The sequence below is a fragment of the Flavobacterium sp. AC105 genome (assembly GCF_979258495.1).
In genome coordinates this window covers 3,361,682-3,380,170 of record NZ_OZ409860.1, presented here as the reverse complement: position 1 = coordinate 3,380,170, position 18,489 = coordinate 3,361,682, and the positions used below count along the sequence as shown (strand labels likewise).

Annotated in this window: 16 protein-coding genes; 8 read left to right on the top strand and 8 right to left on the bottom strand. The window is 34.0% G+C overall.

Annotated elements, in window-relative coordinates; all coding sequences use genetic code 11:
• Positions 1-27: 27 nt before the first annotated feature.
• A complete protein-coding gene (locus ACZ0AH_RS13785) occupies positions 28-372 on the bottom strand; it encodes a 5-carboxymethyl-2-hydroxymuconate Delta-isomerase (protein WP_463476374.1) in 345 nt (114 codons plus the stop codon).
• 211 nt (positions 373-583) lie between these two features.
• Between ACZ0AH_RS13785 and ACZ0AH_RS13780 the strand changes: the two genes are divergently transcribed.
• The 4 genes from ACZ0AH_RS13780 (at position 584) to ACZ0AH_RS13765 (ending at position 6,753) form a co-directional block, all read left to right on the top strand.
• Entirely contained in the window at positions 584-2,224 is a 1,641-nt protein-coding gene (locus tag ACZ0AH_RS13780; RefSeq protein WP_463476373.1) for a DUF6377 domain-containing protein, read from the top strand.
• Positions 2,225-2,431: 207 nt separating this feature from the next.
• Positions 2,432-4,648, top strand: a complete 2,217-nt coding sequence (locus tag ACZ0AH_RS13775; protein WP_463476372.1) for a glycoside hydrolase family 3 C-terminal domain-containing protein — start codon at positions 2,432-2,434, stop codon at positions 4,646-4,648.
• A gap of 214 nt (positions 4,649-4,862) precedes the next feature.
• Complete coding sequence (locus ACZ0AH_RS13770) at positions 4,863-5,513, top strand: DUF1349 domain-containing protein (RefSeq protein ID WP_463476371.1); 651 nt, start codon at positions 4,863-4,865, stop codon at positions 5,511-5,513.
• Between the two features lie 109 nt (positions 5,514-5,622).
• Entirely contained in the window at positions 5,623-6,753 is a 1,131-nt protein-coding gene (locus ACZ0AH_RS13765; RefSeq protein WP_463476370.1) for an acyltransferase family protein, read from the top strand.
• A 153-nt stretch (positions 6,754-6,906) separates the two neighbouring features.
• Here ACZ0AH_RS13765 and ACZ0AH_RS13760 read toward each other — a convergent pair whose 3' ends face one another.
• On the bottom strand, positions 6,907-8,013 hold the full coding sequence (locus tag ACZ0AH_RS13760) for an NADH:flavin oxidoreductase (protein ID WP_463476369.1): 1,107 nt from the start codon (positions 8,011-8,013) through the stop codon (positions 6,907-6,909).
• Positions 8,014-8,019: 6 nt separating this feature from the next.
• Positions 8,020-8,322, bottom strand: a complete 303-nt coding sequence (locus tag ACZ0AH_RS13755) for an ArsR/SmtB family transcription factor (protein WP_041518777.1) — start codon at positions 8,320-8,322, stop codon at positions 8,020-8,022.
• 340 nt (positions 8,323-8,662) lie between these two features.
• Here ACZ0AH_RS13755 and ACZ0AH_RS13750 point away from each other — a divergent pair, with 340 nt between their 5' ends.
• From ACZ0AH_RS13750 to ACZ0AH_RS13740, 3 genes are all read left to right on the top strand, one after another.
• Entirely contained in the window at positions 8,663-9,151 is a 489-nt protein-coding gene (locus tag ACZ0AH_RS13750) for a TlpA family protein disulfide reductase (protein WP_463476368.1), read from the top strand.
• A gap of 273 nt (positions 9,152-9,424) precedes the next feature.
• Positions 9,425-9,901, top strand: coding sequence for a hypothetical protein (locus ACZ0AH_RS13745; protein WP_463476367.1), 477 nt, complete (start codon positions 9,425-9,427; stop codon positions 9,899-9,901).
• A gap of 78 nt (positions 9,902-9,979) precedes the next feature.
• Complete coding sequence (locus ACZ0AH_RS13740; RefSeq protein ID WP_463476366.1) at positions 9,980-10,453, top strand: hypothetical protein; 474 nt, start codon at positions 9,980-9,982, stop codon at positions 10,451-10,453.
• Positions 10,454-10,647: 194 nt separating this feature from the next.
• On the opposite strand, the gene ACZ0AH_RS13735 is transcribed toward ACZ0AH_RS13740, so the two are convergent.
• On the bottom strand, positions 10,648-11,052 hold the full coding sequence (locus ACZ0AH_RS13735; RefSeq protein WP_463476365.1) for a hypothetical protein: 405 nt from the start codon (positions 11,050-11,052) through the stop codon (positions 10,648-10,650).
• 200 nt (positions 11,053-11,252) lie between these two features.
• Here ACZ0AH_RS13735 and galA point away from each other — a divergent pair, with 200 nt between their 5' ends.
• Positions 11,253-14,072: a beta-galactosidase GalA gene (gene galA / locus ACZ0AH_RS13730; RefSeq protein WP_463476364.1), complete on the top strand. Its 2,820-nt coding sequence runs from the start codon at positions 11,253-11,255 to the stop codon at positions 14,070-14,072.
• Positions 14,073-14,409: 337 nt separating this feature from the next.
• Here the strand turns inward: galA and ACZ0AH_RS13725 are convergent, their stop codons facing one another.
• The 4 genes from ACZ0AH_RS13725 to ACZ0AH_RS13710 form a co-directional block, all read right to left on the bottom strand.
• A complete protein-coding gene (locus tag ACZ0AH_RS13725) occupies positions 14,410-15,960 on the bottom strand; it encodes a DHA2 family efflux MFS transporter permease subunit (RefSeq protein ID WP_463476363.1) in 1,551 nt (516 codons plus the stop codon).
• Between the two features lie 122 nt (positions 15,961-16,082).
• Complete coding sequence (locus ACZ0AH_RS13720; RefSeq protein WP_463476362.1) at positions 16,083-16,532, bottom strand: PaaI family thioesterase; 450 nt, start codon at positions 16,530-16,532, stop codon at positions 16,083-16,085.
• Positions 16,533-16,583: 51 nt separating this feature from the next.
• Positions 16,584-17,174, bottom strand: coding sequence for a TetR/AcrR family transcriptional regulator (locus ACZ0AH_RS13715; RefSeq protein WP_463476361.1), 591 nt, complete (start codon positions 17,172-17,174; stop codon positions 16,584-16,586).
• A 136-nt stretch (positions 17,175-17,310) separates the two neighbouring features.
• Positions 17,311-18,489, bottom strand: a complete 1,179-nt coding sequence (locus tag ACZ0AH_RS13710; RefSeq protein ID WP_463476360.1) for an MBL fold metallo-hydrolase — start codon at positions 18,487-18,489, stop codon at positions 17,311-17,313.

Below are 18,489 nucleotides of genomic sequence, written 5' to 3'. Positions count from 1 at the left end.
TTATAGCAAGGTTAAAAAGAAGCTTTGTTAAACCATGGATTTATTACAATAACTCGCTTTTTCAAAGTCTTTTATATTAATGGAAATTACCGGAACTTCAGGAAGTATTTCGTTCAGTTTAGAAACAATTGCTTTCGATAATTTCGCTTTTTGATCTGTATTTCTGCCTTCCATAATATATCCAAAAACATGAATGAAATCGTCTAATGAATTTCCGTTATTATAATAGGAAAAAGGATTAATACGAACTTTAATTTCAGATTCAATAAAAAGTTCAGTTGATAATGCCGCATTAAAAACTTCCTGCATGATATCTTCTGCAGCTTTTAATCGGATTATGTTTTCGGAACAATCAATAACAAAATGTGGCATGTGTATGTAATTTAAATGATGAGAATATCAATCAGACAAAGTTAGAAAACATTAACCGGATTGTTTCACAATTGCTTTTTTATTAAGTATTTTATTCGGCTTTTTTGTTATAAAACCTAATTCTTTTAAAAGTAACAGGGAATCATAAATAATTCATTTTTATACAATCACTTTGTTATATTTGTAGGTCTCATTATAGCTGTAAATTGTTTTGAAAAATTATTGGTTGCTTTTATTAGTTCTTTTAGGAAGTCCTGTTTATTCATTAGATAGTACAGATACTATTTTGGATAAGCTAAATGATGCCATAAGAAATAAGCAGCGATACGTTGAGATGAAGGAAGAACGTATTTTGAACTTCAAAAAAATAAAATCAGAAGATTTAACCAAAGAACAGGAATACAATTACAACAAAACCTTATATATAGAATACCAAAAATTCAATTCAGATTCGGCTATTTTTTATGTAAAAAAGAACCTCAAAATTGCCGAAGAACTTCAGGATAAGAATTTATTGGATTTGGCAAATCTGCAATTGGTTACGCTTTATTCTTCCACAGGAAAATATAGGGAATCCGAAGCTATTTTAAAAAGCATCGACAAAAAAGAATTACCGCAATCTTTGCTTCCCACTTATTATACGGCATATCGCGAATTTTTTGAGCATTACGCTGCCAATAGTTACAGCATCAAATATTTGCAGCAAATACAAACGTATCGGGATTCTTTATTAATGGTTTTAGATCCAAAATCACTGAATTATAAAATTAATAAAATTCAGCACGATATGTATCATAAAAAGCTTGTTCTTGCCCAAAAGCAATTAATGGTTTTATTCGAAAATATAAAAGATGATAATCCGCAATATGCAATGGTTACCTATCTTTTAGGAAATATTTACGAGACGACACATCAATTAGAATTAAGAAAGAAATACTACGCGCTTTCGGCAACTTCAGATATAAAAAATGCCAATAAAGACAATGCATCGCTTCAGGAACTGGCATTGGTTTTTTATGAAATTGGCGATGTTGATATGGCATATAAACTCACACAATCTGCGATTGAAGATGCGCTTTATTGCAACGTACAATTCCGTACACTTTTAATGTCAGAGGTTTATTCGATTATCAATACGGTTTATTTAGAAAGAGAAGCCAAGCGAAAAACAGAACTTCAGCTTTATCTATTATGCATTAGTCTGCTTTCGGCATTTTTAGTTGTAGCGGTAATTTACGTCTACAAACAAATGAAAAAGGTTTCCAGAATTCGTGGAGAACTTTATGAAACCAGTCAAAAACTAGCTGAACTAAACAAAGACATTACCGAAACGAACAATCAGTTGCAGGAACGTAATGCACAATTATCAGAATCAAATCATATTAAAGAAGAGTATATTGCCCATTTTTTCAATCTTTGTTCGGCTTACATCAATAAATTAGAAAATTATCGCATTATTCTAAACAAAAAAGCAACTGCAAAACAGTTTGATGAAATTTATAAAATGTTGAAATCAACAACTTTGGTTGATAACGAATTGGAAGAATTATATAAAAATTTCGATATTATATTTCTTAACTTGTATCCAACTTTTGTAAAAGACTTTAATGATTTGCTTATTAAAGAGGAACAAATCGTTTTAAAACAAGGAGAATTGCTAAATACAGAGCTTCGTATTTTTGCATTAATCCGTCTTGGGATTACAGATAGTGTCAAAATTGCAGCCTTTCTTCGCTACTCTTTAAGCACGATTTATAATTATCGAACCAGAGCTCGAAATAAAGCGGCAGTTTCCCGAAATGATTTGGAAGAAATGGTCATGAAAATAGGCTTAATTTCATTAAAACTCTAACGATTTATTTTAAAATCACTACTTTTTTTAGTCTTTAAAAAAGGTTAATATTTTGTAAATCAATATATTAATTTTTTATTTCACTACTTTTTTTCGTTTAAAATTAGAACACGAACTATAACGTTTTAGCTTTACAATATTATTATAAGGTACTTTAACATAAAGTATCTTGATTATAAATTTAAATGCTTTAATAAATTAATAGTTATGTTTAAAAACGTTAAAACAATTGTTGTTTTAGTTTTATTGAGTTCATTCGGGTTGAATGCACAAAATAAAGTTCCAGTTTATCTTGATGATAAAAAGCCAATTAATGAGCGCGTAGAGGATGCGCTTTCGAAAATGACAACCGCAGAAAAAATTGCGATGATTCATGCGCAATCCAAATTTAGTTCGCCTGGTGTAAAACGTTTGGGAATTCCGGAAAACTGGATGACCGATGGACCTCACGGAATTCGTACCGAAGTGAAATGGGATGAATGGGATCAGGCAGGCTGGACAAACGATTCATGTATTGCATTTCCAGCCCTAACCGCACTTTCTGCAACATGGAACAAAGAATTAGCGTCATTATATGGTAAATCAATAGGCGAGGAAGCACGTTACCGTAACAAAAACGTATTATTAGGACCTGGAGTTAATATCTACAGATCGCCATTAAACGGTCGTAACTTCGAATATATGGGAGAAGATCCTTTCTTGACTTCAAAAATGGTTGTTCCTTACATTAAAGGAGTTCAATCAAACGGAGTTGCTGCCTGTGTTAAACATTTTGCCTTAAATAATCAGGAAACAAATCGTAACTCAGTTAACGTAATTGTTGATGACAGAGCATTATACGAAATTTATTTGCCGGCATTTAAAGCTGCTGTACAAGACGGTGATGCGTGGGCAATTATGGGTTCATATAATAAATACAAAGGACAGCAATGTTGTCATAATGAGTATTTATTAAACGATATTCTTCGCGGAGAATGGGGATTCAAAGGTGTTGTAATCTCAGATTGGGGCGGAGTTCATGATACAAAACAAGCAATTCATAACGGATTGGATATGGAATTTGGTTCCTGGACAAACGGACTTTCATGGGGAACAAGTAATGCTTATGATAACTATTATTTAGCAAAACCATATTCAACTATGATTGAAAAAGGTGAAATTGGAACTAAAGAATTAGACGAAAAAGTACGTCGTATTTTGCGTTTGTCTTTCTTAACAACAATGGATAAAAACAGACCTTTTGGATCTTTCGGAACAAAAGAACATGCTGATGCAGGTTTGAAAATTGCCGAAGAAGGAATCGTTTTATTACAAAACAACAATAATATCCTGCCAATTAACCTTTCTAAAACTAAGAAAATTGCGGTTATTGGAGAAAATGCGATCAAAATGATGACAGTTGGTGGAGGAAGTTCTTCACTAAAAGCAAGATATGAAATTACACCTCTTGAAGGTTTAAAGAAAAGAATTGGTAATCAGGCTGAAATCGTTTACGCACGTGGTTATGTTGGAGATCCAACAAGTAATTATAACGGAGTTGTTGCAAAAGTTAGCTTGGCAGACAAACGTTCTCCTGCTGAATTAACGGCAGAAGCTTTAAAAGTAGCTAAGGATGCTGATATCGTTCTTTTTATTGGAGGTTTAAACAAAAGTGATCATCAGGATGCAGAAGGAAATGATCGTAAAGAATTGGCACTTCCGTACAATCAGGATAAATTAATTACCGAATTGGTTAAAGTAAATAAAAATTTGGTTTATGTAAATATTTCAGGAAACGCTGTGGCAATGCCGTGGGTAAAAGAAGTTCCGGGAATTGTACAAGGTTGGTTTTTAGGTACTGAAGCCGGAAATGCTTTGGCTGCTGTTTTGGTTGGAGATGTAAATCCTTCCGGAAAATTATCATTCACTTTCCCTGTAAAATTATCAGATAACGGAGCTCACGCTTTAGGAGATTTTCCTGGTGGAGATGAAGTTACGTATAAAGAAAGCATTTTTGTTGGATACCGTTGGGCTGACAAACAAAAAGCAAAACCATTATTTTCATTTGGTCACGGTTTAAGCTATACGACTTTCGAATACGGAAAAGTAACTGCAGATAAAAAACAAATGTCGGCTGGAGATCAGATTACATTCTCTGTTAAAGTAAAAAACACAGGAAGCCGTGACGGTTCTGAAGTAGTTCAGCTTTATATCAGCGATTTAAAATCTTCTTTACCTCGTCCGATAAAAGAATTAAAAGGATTTGATAAAATTTCGCTTAAAGCGGGAGAAGAAAAAACAGTAACTTTTACAGTAGAAAAAACAGCGTTGAGCTTTTTTGATGATAAAAAACACGACTGGGTTGCTGAACCTGGGGATTTTGAAGCAATCATTGGAGCATCTTCGACTGACATAAAATCTAAAGTGGGTTTCTCACTTAAATAATTTCATTATTTCTAAATTGGTTGGTTGTAAAGCTGCAAGTGTAAAAAGTTGCAGCTTTGCTTTTTTTAAAATTTTACCATTAGATATTAAGTTAATTAAGCTTTGTGTTTAAAAAAATAAAGTAAGAAGGTTAAGCCAACGAGCTAAAACTTAATTTTTCTTGATCTCTTAATGGTTAAAAAATAAACACTTTATTGTTTAAAATAAAAGGATTATGAAAAAAATTGTACTAGGCGCGGTGGTTTTGTTTTTAACACAAAACCTTTCGGCGCAAAGCCTGAATAAAATGCAGTGGTTTAATGAACCTGAAAAATGGGAAATTAAAAACAATGCTTTAATCATGAATGTTACTGCAAACAGTGATTACTGGCGTATTTCGCATTATGGATTCACGGTTGATGATGCTCCGTTTTATTACGCCACTTATGGTGGAGAATTTGAAGCAAAAGTAAAATTAACCGGAAACTATATCGCCCGTTTTGACCAAATGGGATTAATGCTTCGTATCGACGAGAAAAACTACATTAAAACCGGAGTTGAATTTGTTGACGGAAAATTTAATATCAGCACTGTTGTTACGCACGACAAAAGCGATTGGAGCGTAACAACATTAGATAAAGCGCCGCCATTTGTATGGATAAAAGTGGTGCGGCGATTAGATGCTGTTGAGGTTTTCTTTTCGTATGATGATAAAAACTACATCCTGACCAGAAATGCACCTTTACAGGATAATACGCCGGTTATGGTGGGTTTGATGGCCGCATCGCCTGACGGAAAAGGTTTTGAAGCTAAATTTGAAAATTTTAAAGTAACACATTTACCGGATCAACGCCGATTGGAATGGCTTAAAAATCACCAAGAGTAATTATAATTATAAATTGTTAATTGTTAATTGTAAAATGTGAAAACACAAAGAGGAATTACAATTACAGGACAACATTAATAATTAACAACTAACAATTAACCATTTTTTTATGACTGAAATTCAACCAAAAAAACATTATGAAATTCTTGACGGCTTGCGTGGAGTGGCGGCAATTTTAGTTGTTACGTTTCATATTTTCGAATCCTTTAACGAAGGAAGCCGTTTTAAACAGATCATTAATCACGGTTATCTGGCAGTTGATTTCTTTTTTCTATTATCCGGTTTTGTTGTGGCATATGCTTATGACGATCGCTGGGGAAAAATGTCGCAATGGGAGTTTTACAAACGACGTTTAATTCGCTTGCAGCCCATGGTTATTATTGGAATGATTATTGGCGCTATATTTTACTATTTTCAAGCTTCAAATTTATTCCCGCAAATTGCAGGAATGGAAGTTTGGAAAGTGATTTTGACAATGGTTATTGGGTTTACGTTATTACCAATTCCGCCATCTTTGGAAATTAGGGGCTGGGGCGAAATGCATCCGCTTAATGGACCTGCCTGGTCGCTTTTCTTCGAATATATTGCTAATATTTTATATGCATTGTTCTTCCGTAAATTCTCTAATAAGGTTCTTGGAATCTTTGTTTTGATATTTGCCGGAATGTTAATTAATTATACTGTTTTTGGACCAAAAGGAGACGTAATTGGCGGTTGGTCATTAAACGCAGAACAAATGAATATTGGTTTTACGCGTTTGTTGTATCCATTTTTTGCGGGGATTTTGCTTTCACGTTTAGGAAAATTAATTCACGTAAAAGGCGCTTTCTGGATTTGCAGTATTCTGATCACAATTATTTTTGCAATTCCAAGAATTGGAGACGAGAATAGTCTTTGGATGAATGGTTTATACGAATCATTCTGTATTATTATTTTGTTTCCGTTAATTGTTGCTATTGGAGCAGGAGGAGAGGTTGGAAATCCAATTTCGAATAAAATATGCAAAGCTTTAGGAGATATTTCATATCCAATTTATATTATACATTATCCGTTAATTTATTGGTATACAGCGTGGGTTATCGATAATAAAGTGCCTCTGAAAGATGGTTATATTTTAGGAATCGGAGTTTTAATTGCCAGTATTGTAATCGCCTATTTATGTTTGAAATTATATGATCAACCGGTTCGTAATTGGTTGCAGAATAAATTTCAAAAAAGAAAAACTGTTAATATAGAATAATGAGATTGAATTTCTAAATTTTGTTAGTTTGAGATATTCAAAAAAGGGATGAAACGTCATGTTTTTCATCCCTTTTGTATTTTAAACAACAAAGGTTCAAAGGAAAAAACTTTGTCCCCTTGAACCTTTGTAACTCTGAACCTATAAAAAGATTTATTCTAAAACCAATTGTCCTAAAGCTTCTTTGCTAAAACCTTTTAACTCATCCGTTTTTCCGGCTTTGATTTTTGCAACCCAATTCGGATCTGATAAAAGAGGTCTTCCTACGGCAACCAAATCAAAATCCCCTCTGTCGAAACGTCTGTTTAATTCCTCTAAAGAAGTTGGTTGAGAACTTTCTCCTGCAAAAGCGCCAAAGAAATCTCCTGAAAGTCCAACAGAACCTACTGTAATTGTTGGTGCTCCGGTAACTTTTTTGGCCCAACCGGCAAAATTCAAATCAGAATCTTCAAATTCAGGTTCCCAGAATCTGCGTTGCGAGCAGTGTAAAATATCAACTCCGGCATCAACAAGAGGCGAAAGCCAGGCTTCTAATTCCTGTGGATTTTTAGCCAGTTTATAATTATAATCAGAAGGTTTAAATTGTGAGAATCTCATGATAACAGCGAAATCATTCCCAACTTGTTTTCTAACTTCTTTTATTACTTCAATAGCAAAACGATTACGTTCCGGAAGTGTTTTTCCGCCATAAATATCAGTACGTAAATTAGTTTCAGCTCTAAAGAACTGGTCTATTAAATAACCGTGTGCGCCGTGAATTTCAACGGTATCAAAACCTAATCTTTTCGCATCAGCAGCAGCTTTTCCGAAAGCAATAATTGTATCTTCAATATCTTTTTCAGTCATAATGTTTCCATTACTAAAATCTGGTCGGTTTAATCCTGACGGACCTTCAAAAGGAACTGGCGGAACCCATCCTGAATGATGATTATCCATGATCCCCATATGCCAGATTTGTGGTCCCATTTTTCCACCGGCTGCGTGAACACCATCAATCACTTTTTTCCATCCTTTTAGAGATTCATCTCCATGAAAATGAGGAACATTGCCGTCGTTTGAAGAAGAAGGTCTGTCAATAACAGTTCCTTCAGATAATATTAAACCAACTTCACCTTCGGCTCTTTTTTGGTAGTAAGAAGCTACATTATCAGTTGGAATTCCGTTTGGAGAAAATGAGCGCGTCATTGGCGCCATTACGATTCTATTTTTAAGATTTAACGTTTTTAAGTTAAATGGCGAAAACAGGTTGTTTGTACTCATAGTAATTTACAAATTAGATTGAATTAATTTACTGAGGGCTTCAAAGGCACCTTCGTTGCGTTTATAATAAGTCCATTGTCCCACGCGTTTAGATTCTATAAATCCGGCGCGTTGTAAAATAGATAGGTATTCAGAGACAGTTGATTGCGTTAAGCCGGCTTTCGCCTGTATTTGGCCAACACAAACTCCGTGTTCAAATCCTGCGTGTTGCAGTTGATCCGGAAAGTTTATTTCGGGTTCTTTTAGCCATTCCAGCATTTGCAATCTGGATTTGTTAGAGAGCGCCTTAAAAATTTCTATATTTTCCATGGTGCAAATATATCGACTTTTCCCGATATACCAATTTAAAGAAAAATATTTAGGATAATTTTAAGATGGAGAAATAAAACAGTAGAAGATTTGATAAAGAAAATTATATTTGCTGATGTATTAATCTCGCAAAGTTGCAGAGTCGCAAAGTACAGACACAAGCTTGTCATTTCGACGAAGGAGAAATCACATTAGTTGATCGACAAAGATTGGTTACTTTGCATAAGGAGTTTCTAGTGTGATTTCTCCTTCGTCGAAATGACAAAAATGAGAAAACTTTGCGACTCTGCGACTTTACGAGATTAAAAAAGCCCCAAACTAAAAAAAAACTTAATCAATTATGAAAAAAACTTTACTTATTTTAGGATTCTTATTATGTGTAATAACCAATTCAAAAGCTCAGGTTGTTGGAGTTGAAGTAGGAGATATCGCTCCTGAAATTGATCTTCCGGACACAAAAGGAAACAATGTTGTACTTTCTTCTTTTAGAGGAGAATTAGTTTTAATTGATTTTTGGGCTTCGTGGTGCGGACCTTGTACAAAAGAGCATCCGGAATTAATAAAACTGTATAATGCTTATCCCGATAAATTGGCGATTTACAGTGTTTCTATGGATACTAAAAAACCGCTTTGGCTGGCTGCAATTGCAAAACAAAAATTGCCATGGACACAGGTAAGTGATTTAAAATATTGGAAATCTCCGGTTGTTGGCGATTATATGCTTCAATCGGTTCCATTAAATTTTTTAATAGACAAAAACGGAATTATCCTTGCTAAAAACATTCATGGAAATGCCTTGAATGAAATGGTGAAGAGTTTATTACAATAGAGATTTTGTTTCAAGTTTCAAGTTTCAGGTTTTCTTAACTTTGTATATAAACTAAAGTCTACACAAAATTTTATAATGACAAACCCAACAGATTTTTAAAACCTGTCGGGTTTATCGAGAAATTGTATGTTCAATTATTTGCCGATCTTTGTCAAAGTTTAAAACTTTGACAAAGATTCTCCTGAAACCTGAAACCTGAAACCTGAAACCTGAAACCTGAAACCTGAAACCTGAAACCTGAAACCTGAAACAAAAAAACTTGAAAATTAATTTATGGAATCAAAACTCAGTTTATCTGAATTCCGTGCAAGATTACAGAATAATACAGAGATTGGTTCTCCAAAACTAAAATTGAGTCCATTTGGTATGTTTACTATTTTTGATGGGATTTCAAAACCTTTTTATGGGCTTTTTGATGATAAAAATTTTCATTTGACAATAAATTCATCAACATCACCAACATTTTTTATTCTAAAAGGAAACTATAAAATTATTAATGAAAAAGTTCAGATTAGCTACATAATTGAACCACATCCTAAATTTCATTTGACCTGGGTAAAATATTTCCCAATTATAGTTTTAATATTGATAAATTTAGTATTCTTTTTTGCGAAGGAAGTACCTAAAGAAGCATTTGTCGTTATGAATTTATCAATTATAGTTTTAATTTTTTATTCAAGATGGAAGAGTAAACATAAAAGAAAAAACATAAAACAAAAGTTTATTGAAATTTTTGAGATTATAGAATAAATTAGAATCTAAAAATATTTTAAAGGTTAAACTTTGACAAATTCTTCTTGAAAAAAAATAAAACTTGAAAATTAATTTATGGAATCAAAACTCAGTTTATCTGAATTCCGTGCAAGATTACAGAATAATACAGAGATTGGTTCTCTAAAATCAACATTAGGACAGGTTAGAGTATTTCCTGTATCTGGTGTAATTAAACCTTTTTACGGGCTTTTTGATGATAAAAGTTTTCAGTTAACCATAAATTCCAGATCATCGTCAACGCCTTATATCATAAAAGGAAAATACAAAAACATTAATAATACGCTAAAAGTAGATTACGCTGTTGAACTAAACAATAAATTTCAACTGCTTTGGACAAGATATTCTCCAATAATTCTTATTCTGGCAATTAATATATTTTTTCTCTTTTTTGCGAGAGGACTTAGAAGAGCGTCGACAATTGTTAATCTGTTTTTGCTTTTCATGGCCTTTTATTCAAGATGGAATGAAGAGAAAAAGAGAAAAAAATTAGAACAAAAGTTTATCAGAATTTTTGAAATTAAAATATAAAATGACAACGGTAAATATCTTTGTCAAAGCTTTAAACTTTGACAAAGATTTCTAAGTTGGAATTTAAAATTTTAAAATTTATATATTTATTGCTCCTTGTCCCGAAGTGATCATATAAGCTTCTTTTAAAGTTTTAGAATAAGTTGGATAATAATATACTGAAATAGTGGTTTTTAAAAAGATATCCAAAAGTATCAATTTAATCCTTCAAGACTATTTCTGACACCGCCAAAATTTGTTTTTAAAAATTCTCTTACCTGAAATTGCGTTTTTGTTCGGGTCGCATTTTTCCAATCTTTGAAATCAAAAACGTGAATTTGCTGCGCATTCGGATTGGTAAGAAAAGAAAGTCGGGCAATTGAGTATTTATAATATTTTAATTCGTGCGATATATGTCGATCCGGGACCACAATAAGTATGGTTTCCCAGCTTAGGAAATCTTTGGGAACATCTGGTCTTTCATGCAAACCAAGATGCTCAAAAAAAGCAATTATTTTTTGATCGTTTAATTTGTTTATTTTTTCATCGATACGCTTAATGGTGCTAAGAAGCGTACTCTCGTCTTTTATAACACTCATAATATTACTATTTGGGTTCATTTTTAGATAAAATTACGTTAAAACAATAATTATTTAGCAAAGAAGGGTTCATAGAATGATTCTAAATTTTTAATCCTTAATTTTCAGGGATTATGATCAAAAAAATAAACGATCATATTTTGATAAAATACTATTATTTTAATCAGGGCAAAAAGAATATTTTTATCACACTTTGCAAATTATCCCTTTAACCACAATTTATGAAAACCATTTCTTCAAAAGAAATTCTGATATATTTTATCCTTTTGATTTCGTTTTGCACTTCGGCACAAAATAAATCAGAGCGCGAATTAATTTTAATCGATAAAGATTGGCGTTTTTCGTTTGGACATCAATACGATACGCAGAAAGATTTTGGTCATGCCGAAGGTTATTTTTCGTATTTAACAAAAACAGGTTTTGGAGATGGTCCCGCCGCCGCCGGATTTGATGATCGTGCGTGGCGAAAATTAGATCTTCCGCATGATTGGGCCGTTGAACAATCGTTTAGCGAAAAAGCGAGTTACAGTCACGGATTCAAAACTGCGGGAAAAGGTTTTCCTGATAAAAATATTGGTTGGTACCGAAAAAAAATCAACATTCCGCAAACTGATCAGGGCAAAATTATTACACTGAAATTTGATGGAGTTTTTAGAAATTCGAAAGTATTTTTTAATGGATATTTCCTCGGAACAGAAGAAAGCGGCTATAATGGTTTTGAATATGATGTAACGGCTTACGCAAATTATGGCGGCGAAAATACAATCGTGGTTCGCGTTGATGCTTCGATGGAAGAAGGCTGGTTTTATGAGGGTGCGGGAATTTACAGACATGTTTATCTGCAAAAAACGAATCCGGTTCATGTGGCTGAAAACGGAACTTATATAACATCTGAAATTCAGAATAATAATGCAGAAGTTACGGCTGAGGTAGCTATTGAAAACAAAGGAAATTATAAAGGTTCAATTGAAATTATTCAGCATATTATAGATTTATCAGGAAAACAAATTGCTGCAATTTCTGAAAACGTGAAAGCGCCTGAATTTTATCAAACATCAAAATATACTTCAAAACTTGATGTAAAAAATCCATTATTGTGGGATATTGATTCGCCAAATTTATACCGTTTAGTAACTCAGATTAAACAGGAAGGAAAGATAATTGACAGTTATGAAACTTCTTTCGGAATCAGAACGATTAAGTTTGATGCTGAAAAAGGTTTTTTCCTTAACGGAAAATCGGTAAAACTAAAAGGGACAAATAATCATCAGGATCATGCCGGAATTGGAACAGCGTTACCCGATGAATTACAATATTTCAGGATTAAAAAACTGAAAGAAATGGGCTCAAATGCCTATCGCTGTTCGCATCATCCGCCAACGCCGGAATTGCTTGAAGCTTGCGATAAATTGGGAATGCTGGTTATTGATGAAACTAGATTAATGGGAATTAACGAGTATCATTTGAATGATTTGAAACGAATGATCGAACGCGATCGCAATCATCCGAGTATTTTTTGCTGGTCTGTTGGAAATGAAGAATGGAATATTGAAGGCGGAATTGTTGGCGAACGCATTACAAATGTCATGCAGGGTTTTGTAAAAAGTATGGATGCTACAAGACCTGTAACGGTTGGAATTAGCAGCGGTTTTAAGAGCGGAATATCCTCTGTTGTAGAAATTATGGGATATAATTATCTGGGCAACGGCGATATTGATGCACATAGAAATGAGTTTAGAAACCAACCGGGAATGGGAACGGAGGAAGGTTCGACGTTTGCAACAAGAGGAATTTATTTTACAGATGATGCCAAACACTATCAAAGTGCGTATGACAAAAAACCGCGTCCAACTTTTTATAGTATCGAAGAAGGCTGGAAGTTTTATGCAGCACGCCCATATCTGGCCGGAATGTTTATCTGGACGGGTTTTGATTATCGCGGCGAACCTACGCCTTATGGATGGCCATCGGTTACGTCTTATTTTGGGATGATGGATGTTTGCGGTTTCCCGAAAGACAATGTGTTTTATTTGAAATCATGGTGGGGAAATGAACCTGTTTTGCATATTCTGCCACATTGGAACTGGAGTGGAATGGAGGGAAAAGAAATTGATGTCTGGGCGTATTCGAATTGTGATGAAGTAGAACTTTTCCTGAACAAAAAAAGTCTCGGCAAAAAGAAAATGGAGCAATATGGACATTTAGAATGGAAGGTAAAATATGCGCCAGGAACTTTGGAAGCGATTGGTTATAAAAACGGAAAAAAAGTACTTTGGACTATTCAAAAAACAACTGGAAATCCTGAATCTGTAAAACTTTCGGTTGATAAAGAAAATATTTCGAACGCAAATGTTTCTGTTGTAACGGTAGAAGTTCTGGATAAAAACGGCTTTCATGTTCCAACGGCTGATGACGAAATTACTTTTTCGGTAAAAGGAGGAAAGATACTTGGAGTTGGAAATGGAAACCCAACTTCATTAGAGAGCGATAAATTTATTGATAACACAACGCTTGTTGCTATAAATAATCTTCAGGAACAAATTTTGGCTGTAGCCGAATTGCCTCAACAATTGTCTACATATCCAGAAAAGGATTGGAAAGCAGCTTTTAAAAACAGAGATTATAAAAATCAGGCAAAATCATATGTTTATAAGGGTGAATTTGATTTGGAAAATAATTCGGAAACCAATAAAATCAGTTTCTTTTATAAGAAGATTGGAACAAACGGTGTTGTTTTTGTAAATGGAAATAAAGTTAATCCAGATTTAGAAGATGCGCAGCATTATATTTTAAATCCGAATATTTTAAAACAAGGAAAAAATACTCTTTATATAGTTGCAACGCCGCTTCAAAAAATAAAAGACTGGGATGTTATGAATACAGATCCCGGAATTATTCAGGTTATAATCCCGGCAGAACCCTGGAAACGAAAATTATTTAATGGTTATGCACAAATTATTATTCAGAAAGATGAAAGTTCAAATGAAGTTGTTTTATCGGCTACAGCCAAAGGATTAAAATCAGGAAGTTTAAAAAAGTAGTTTCAGGTTTCAGGTTTCAAGTTATCAAACCCAACAGGTTTTAAAACCTGTCGGGTTTACTTAAATATGGATTATGAAATAATTTCTATAAACATTGCGCTCCGCTGGAGCTGGATATGGATTATGGAATAATTTTCTATAAACATTGTGCTCCGCTGGAGCTTGACATGGCTTATGGAATAATTTCTATAAATATAATGCTCGCCGGAACTTTAAATTGTGGTTAAATAAAATCCCGGAGGGATGCTATATTTATAGAAATTCATAATTGTTTTTAATTGAACCCCATCGGGGTGAAATATTTCAAAACATCTAAATACATTTGTTTATAAAACTGTTAATGATCTGAAATAATGATATTCGTTTTTGGTTTTTTTGATTTATTCATCACAAATAAAAGCAGCGGCAGCGTCAAAACAAAAAACAATCCGACCAAAAAAAAAGCATCTCGATAACTTAGTAAAGACGATTGTTTCAGAACAACGTTTTCCATCAGTTTTAATGCTTTAAATTTGGCTTCATTATACGCAAAACCCCTGCTTTGAAAGTATCTTATATAGGCATTAATCCTGTCCATTGCGATTGTATTATCTGGCGTAACATTAGAAATTAATTCATTTCTATGGGCTGCAAATCGATGTGCCACATATGTATTGATGATCGAAACGCCAAAAGATCCGCCCAATTGTCGCATCATATTGTTAAGCGCCGCACCTTGACCAACATCTTTATCGTCTAAAGAAGAAACGGCGAGCATAGTAAGCGGAACCGTCAATAAAGCCATTCCTAAAGCGCGGAAAATAAGCGAAGTTGCAACTTCGGCAGCACTTGTGTTTAAAGTCATTCCGGACATTCTCCAGTTAAAATAAATAAACAGCATAAATCCAGTCGCAATAATAATAACGGGCGAAACGCCTTTTTGCAATAAGGTACCGCATATTTTTAAAGCCAGCAAGGCAAATAAAGCGCCGGGAAGCAAAAGCAATCCGGTTTGATAAGGCGAAAAACTCAACAAACGCTGCGCCACAACTGGACTTATATAAATAGAAATAAACATTCCGAAACCGGTAACAAAAGTTAGAATAGCAGCAATACTCAGCGATTTACTTTTAAGAACCCGGAGATTTACGACCGGTTTTTCGATCGTTAATTCCCAATAAATAAAAGCCACTAAAGTACTTACAGCGATAACCGTTAGAACAACAATATAGCGGGTTTCGAACCAGTCTTCGACTTCGCCTCTTTCCAGAACGGTTTGCAAAGCGCCAACTCCAATGGCGAGTAAAGCAATTCCGGTCCAGTCGACTTTTGAGATTTCGGGTTTAACAGCAGGTTCACGCAAGAGAAAATAGCACGAAATCATGACCAAAATCCCAATTGGGACATTGATTAAAAAAATCCACGGCCAGTCGTAATTTTCAGTAATATAACCGCCCAGCGTTGGTCCGATAGTTGGCCCAATGAAAATTCCGGCACCAAATAATGCTCCGGCTGTAGATTGTTTGTCTTTTGGAAAAAGCTCAAAAACCACAACCTGAGATATCGATAACAAAGCGCCGCCGCCAATTCCCTGAAAAAACCTGAAAAAAACCAGCATCCAGATATTAGATGAGTGTCCGCACATAAACGAACAAAACGTAAACAAAATAACCGACCCAATATAATAGTTTCGTCGGCCAAGATTAGCGCTTAAAAAACTCGTAATCGGTATAATAATTACGTTTGCAATCGCATAAGCAGTAATAACCCACGAAGTATCTTCGAGCGTGGCGCCAAGATTCCCGCTCATATGCGAAAGCGCAACATTTACAATCGATATATCAATCAGTTCCATAATGGCAGCCAGAATGACTGTAAATATGAGCAGTTTTCGGTGTAGAGGCGTCATAAATTTATTTTATACCAATTGGTATATTTTTAATTAAAAAAAATGCTGTTATGAATATTAAAACACATAGAAAGATAGGTTTCACTTACAAACTCTAAATTTCTATGTGTTTGTAAAAAATATTATAAAACTTTCTTGAAAATATTTGTTTTCAAAAGATTAGAAGTTGCTCTGGCAATTAATCTGGTTTGATTGCTATTCCAGATTTCGCATTGTGCATTTACAATTTGTTTCCCTTTTCTGATAATGGCTGTTTTGGCAATAATGATATCTCCAACAAAAGCAGGCGCAAAGTAATCGACAACAAGATTTATGGTCGTATAAAAGGTTTCTTCATCAAGAGAAAACATCGTTGCACCAATACAATCGTCTGCAATTGCTGCAGTTACGCCTCCGTGTAAACTCTTAACGGGATTCGACATTTCTTCGCGAATCAAATATTTAAAAGTAACGGTTCCTTCTTCGGCAGCGACAACAATTGGTTTCATCCAAAGCATAAAAGGCGATGGCGATGCTGTAAATTCTCCGTCAATGTGGTCTTGCAATACTTGTAATCTTGTTTTTGTTTCCATTTAAGTTTTGATGTTTTTATACCAATTGGTATATTTTATGATAAAAAAAGGTTATTCTAAGTCTTCGATGATTGTATTCAGCGAAAGCATAATAGTCGATAAATACGATAAATTTCCGGTTGTTTTAGCAATCATAACAGCGCCTTCGATAATGGCAATTATGGTTAAAGCCGTTTTTTCAGCATCTATGTTTTTGGCCTTAAACTCTCCGGCAAGAATTCCTTGTTCGATAAAATAAACCAGTTTGTCTTTCCAGGCGAGAATTACGCGTTCTACTTTATTTTTAAGAACCGGATGTGTATCATCACATTCTGTGGCAGTATTAATTATCGGACATCCGCCTTGCGTAACCCTTAAATGATAATAATCAGAATAGAGGCGGGGATACACTAATAATTTGCCTTTAAAAGTATTTTCTTTTTCAATTTCTTTCGCAAAAGCATCCTGAAGTTTCTTTACATTAAATCTGAATGCAGCAATGGCAACTTCATCTTTATTTTCGAAATTCCCGTAAATACTTCCTTTTGTAAGTCCGGTTGCCTCCGTAATATCGCTCATAGAGGTACCACTGTAGCCTTTCATATTAAAGATAGGCGCAGTTTTTTCTATAATAAATTGCTTGGTTCTTTCGGCTTTACTCATGATATTTCAGAAATAATACTGCAAATATATACCGATTGGTATAATTACGCAATCTTTTTAAAACTTATTTTCTGATTTGCATAAAATTAGCTCACAAGAAAGGTATTCTTCTGAGCTAATTAAATAGGAGTTTAGATTAATTTACAGCTTTTTTGTAGACGAGTTTCCATTCTTTATTTTCTTTCGAAAAAGTTTCCGTAACATACACATTTTTGGGATCTTTTCCTTCTAATTTAACGGTTTGAATGTAAGTTAGAACCGCCGTGTTTTCGCTGGAATAAACAATTCTAAAATCTTCTGCGGTCAAAGATTCAATTTTAGCTTTGGTACGCAAAATATAATCGTCAATAAATCCTTTTTTGCTGTATTCGTTATTATCCGCAGTCTGCAAAATAAAATTGGGCGATATCAGCTGGTTTTGCAAATCAGCTTTTCCTTTAACGGCATCGCTCAGCATATCATTTTCTTGTTTTGATAAAAGCTTTAATAACGGCTCTTCTTTGATGTATTTTTCTAATTCATAAGTGCTTACAGGACCATTATGGGTAGGATAAATTGTTTTTACTTTATTATCTAAAGCTATTTTTTCGATCACTTTTAAATTTTGATCCGCAAGTTGTTTGTTTTCATGAAAAAAGTGTTCCCTTACGTGATGACCGTCCGGAACCAAACCGCCGCCCTGAGATTTGAATGTTCCCACAAAAGCATCTCCAACAAAAAGATTATCATCAATAAGTATTAATAAATCGCCGGGAGTATGTCCGCCTTTAATCGGGATTATTTTTCCATTTACGCCATATTTAGCAAGATCAACAGTATTTTCTACCATAATATCCGGCGTAAAAGGCAGATAATTTAAATCAGAATAAGGACGAAGTCGGTTGCCCCAAATACTTACATCTTCAGATTTTGATAATTCGGTTTTTCCGGTTGTAAATTTTTCTAAATCGGCTTTGCTTCCGGCAATTTTGATTTTATAAGTTTGCTGAAGAAACTTAGCATTTCCGGCGTGATCTCCGTGTCCGTGCGTTACAATTGCAAGGCTGATATTTTCAGGTTTAAAACCCAGTTTTTTAATCGATTTTACCAAACTATCCTGATAACCGGCAACAGGAACTCCGGTTTCTATTAAGATTAATTTATCTGAATTGCCTTTTACAAGATAAACTTCTGAAAAATAATTCTGAATGTGGAAAATCTGCGCCTTTTCGTCATTTTTATTTTGTGCCGAAACACTAAAACCGGTAGTAAATATGACGAGAAATAACAATAAAGAAAGCAGTTCTGTATTGATTGAATAAATGGACTTTTTCAT

What these genes read in the sequence shown, in the direction of transcription:
- ACZ0AH_RS13760 (WP_463476369.1), bottom strand. Translation starts at nt 8,013, where the DNA reads ATGAGTACAAACAACCTGTTTTCGCCATTTAACTTAAAAACGTTAAAT.
- ACZ0AH_RS13745 (WP_463476367.1), top strand. Translation starts at nt 9,425, where the DNA reads ATGGAATCAAAACTCAGTTTATCTGAATTCCGTGCAAGATTACAGAAT.
- ACZ0AH_RS13785 (WP_463476374.1), bottom strand. Translation starts at nt 372, where the DNA reads ATGCCACATTTTGTTATTGATTGTTCCGAAAACATAATCCGATTAAAA.
- ACZ0AH_RS13715 (WP_463476361.1), bottom strand. Translation starts at nt 17,174, where the DNA reads ATGAGTAAAGCCGAAAGAACCAAGCAATTTATTATAGAAAAAACTGCG.
- ACZ0AH_RS13740 (WP_463476366.1), top strand. Translation starts at nt 9,980, where the DNA reads ATGGAATCAAAACTCAGTTTATCTGAATTCCGTGCAAGATTACAGAAT.
- galA (WP_463476364.1), top strand. Translation starts at nt 11,253, where the DNA reads ATGAAAACCATTTCTTCAAAAGAAATTCTGATATATTTTATCCTTTTG.
- ACZ0AH_RS13725 (WP_463476363.1), bottom strand. Translation starts at nt 15,960, where the DNA reads ATGACGCCTCTACACCGAAAACTGCTCATATTTACAGTCATTCTGGCT.
- ACZ0AH_RS13765 (WP_463476370.1), top strand. Translation starts at nt 5,623, where the DNA reads ATGACTGAAATTCAACCAAAAAAACATTATGAAATTCTTGACGGCTTG.
- ACZ0AH_RS13775 (WP_463476372.1), top strand. Translation starts at nt 2,432, where the DNA reads ATGTTTAAAAACGTTAAAACAATTGTTGTTTTAGTTTTATTGAGTTCA.
- ACZ0AH_RS13720 (WP_463476362.1), bottom strand. Translation starts at nt 16,532, where the DNA reads ATGGAAACAAAAACAAGATTACAAGTATTGCAAGACCACATTGACGGA.
- ACZ0AH_RS13735 (WP_463476365.1), bottom strand. Translation starts at nt 11,052, where the DNA reads ATGAACCCAAATAGTAATATTATGAGTGTTATAAAAGACGAGAGTACG.
- ACZ0AH_RS13755 (WP_041518777.1), bottom strand. Translation starts at nt 8,322, where the DNA reads ATGGAAAATATAGAAATTTTTAAGGCGCTCTCTAACAAATCCAGATTG.
- ACZ0AH_RS13710 (WP_463476360.1), bottom strand. Translation starts at nt 18,489, where the DNA reads ATGAAAAAGTCCATTTATTCAATCAATACAGAACTGCTTTCTTTATTG.
- ACZ0AH_RS13750 (WP_463476368.1), top strand. Translation starts at nt 8,663, where the DNA reads ATGAAAAAAACTTTACTTATTTTAGGATTCTTATTATGTGTAATAACC.
- ACZ0AH_RS13770 (WP_463476371.1), top strand. Translation starts at nt 4,863, where the DNA reads ATGAAAAAAATTGTACTAGGCGCGGTGGTTTTGTTTTTAACACAAAAC.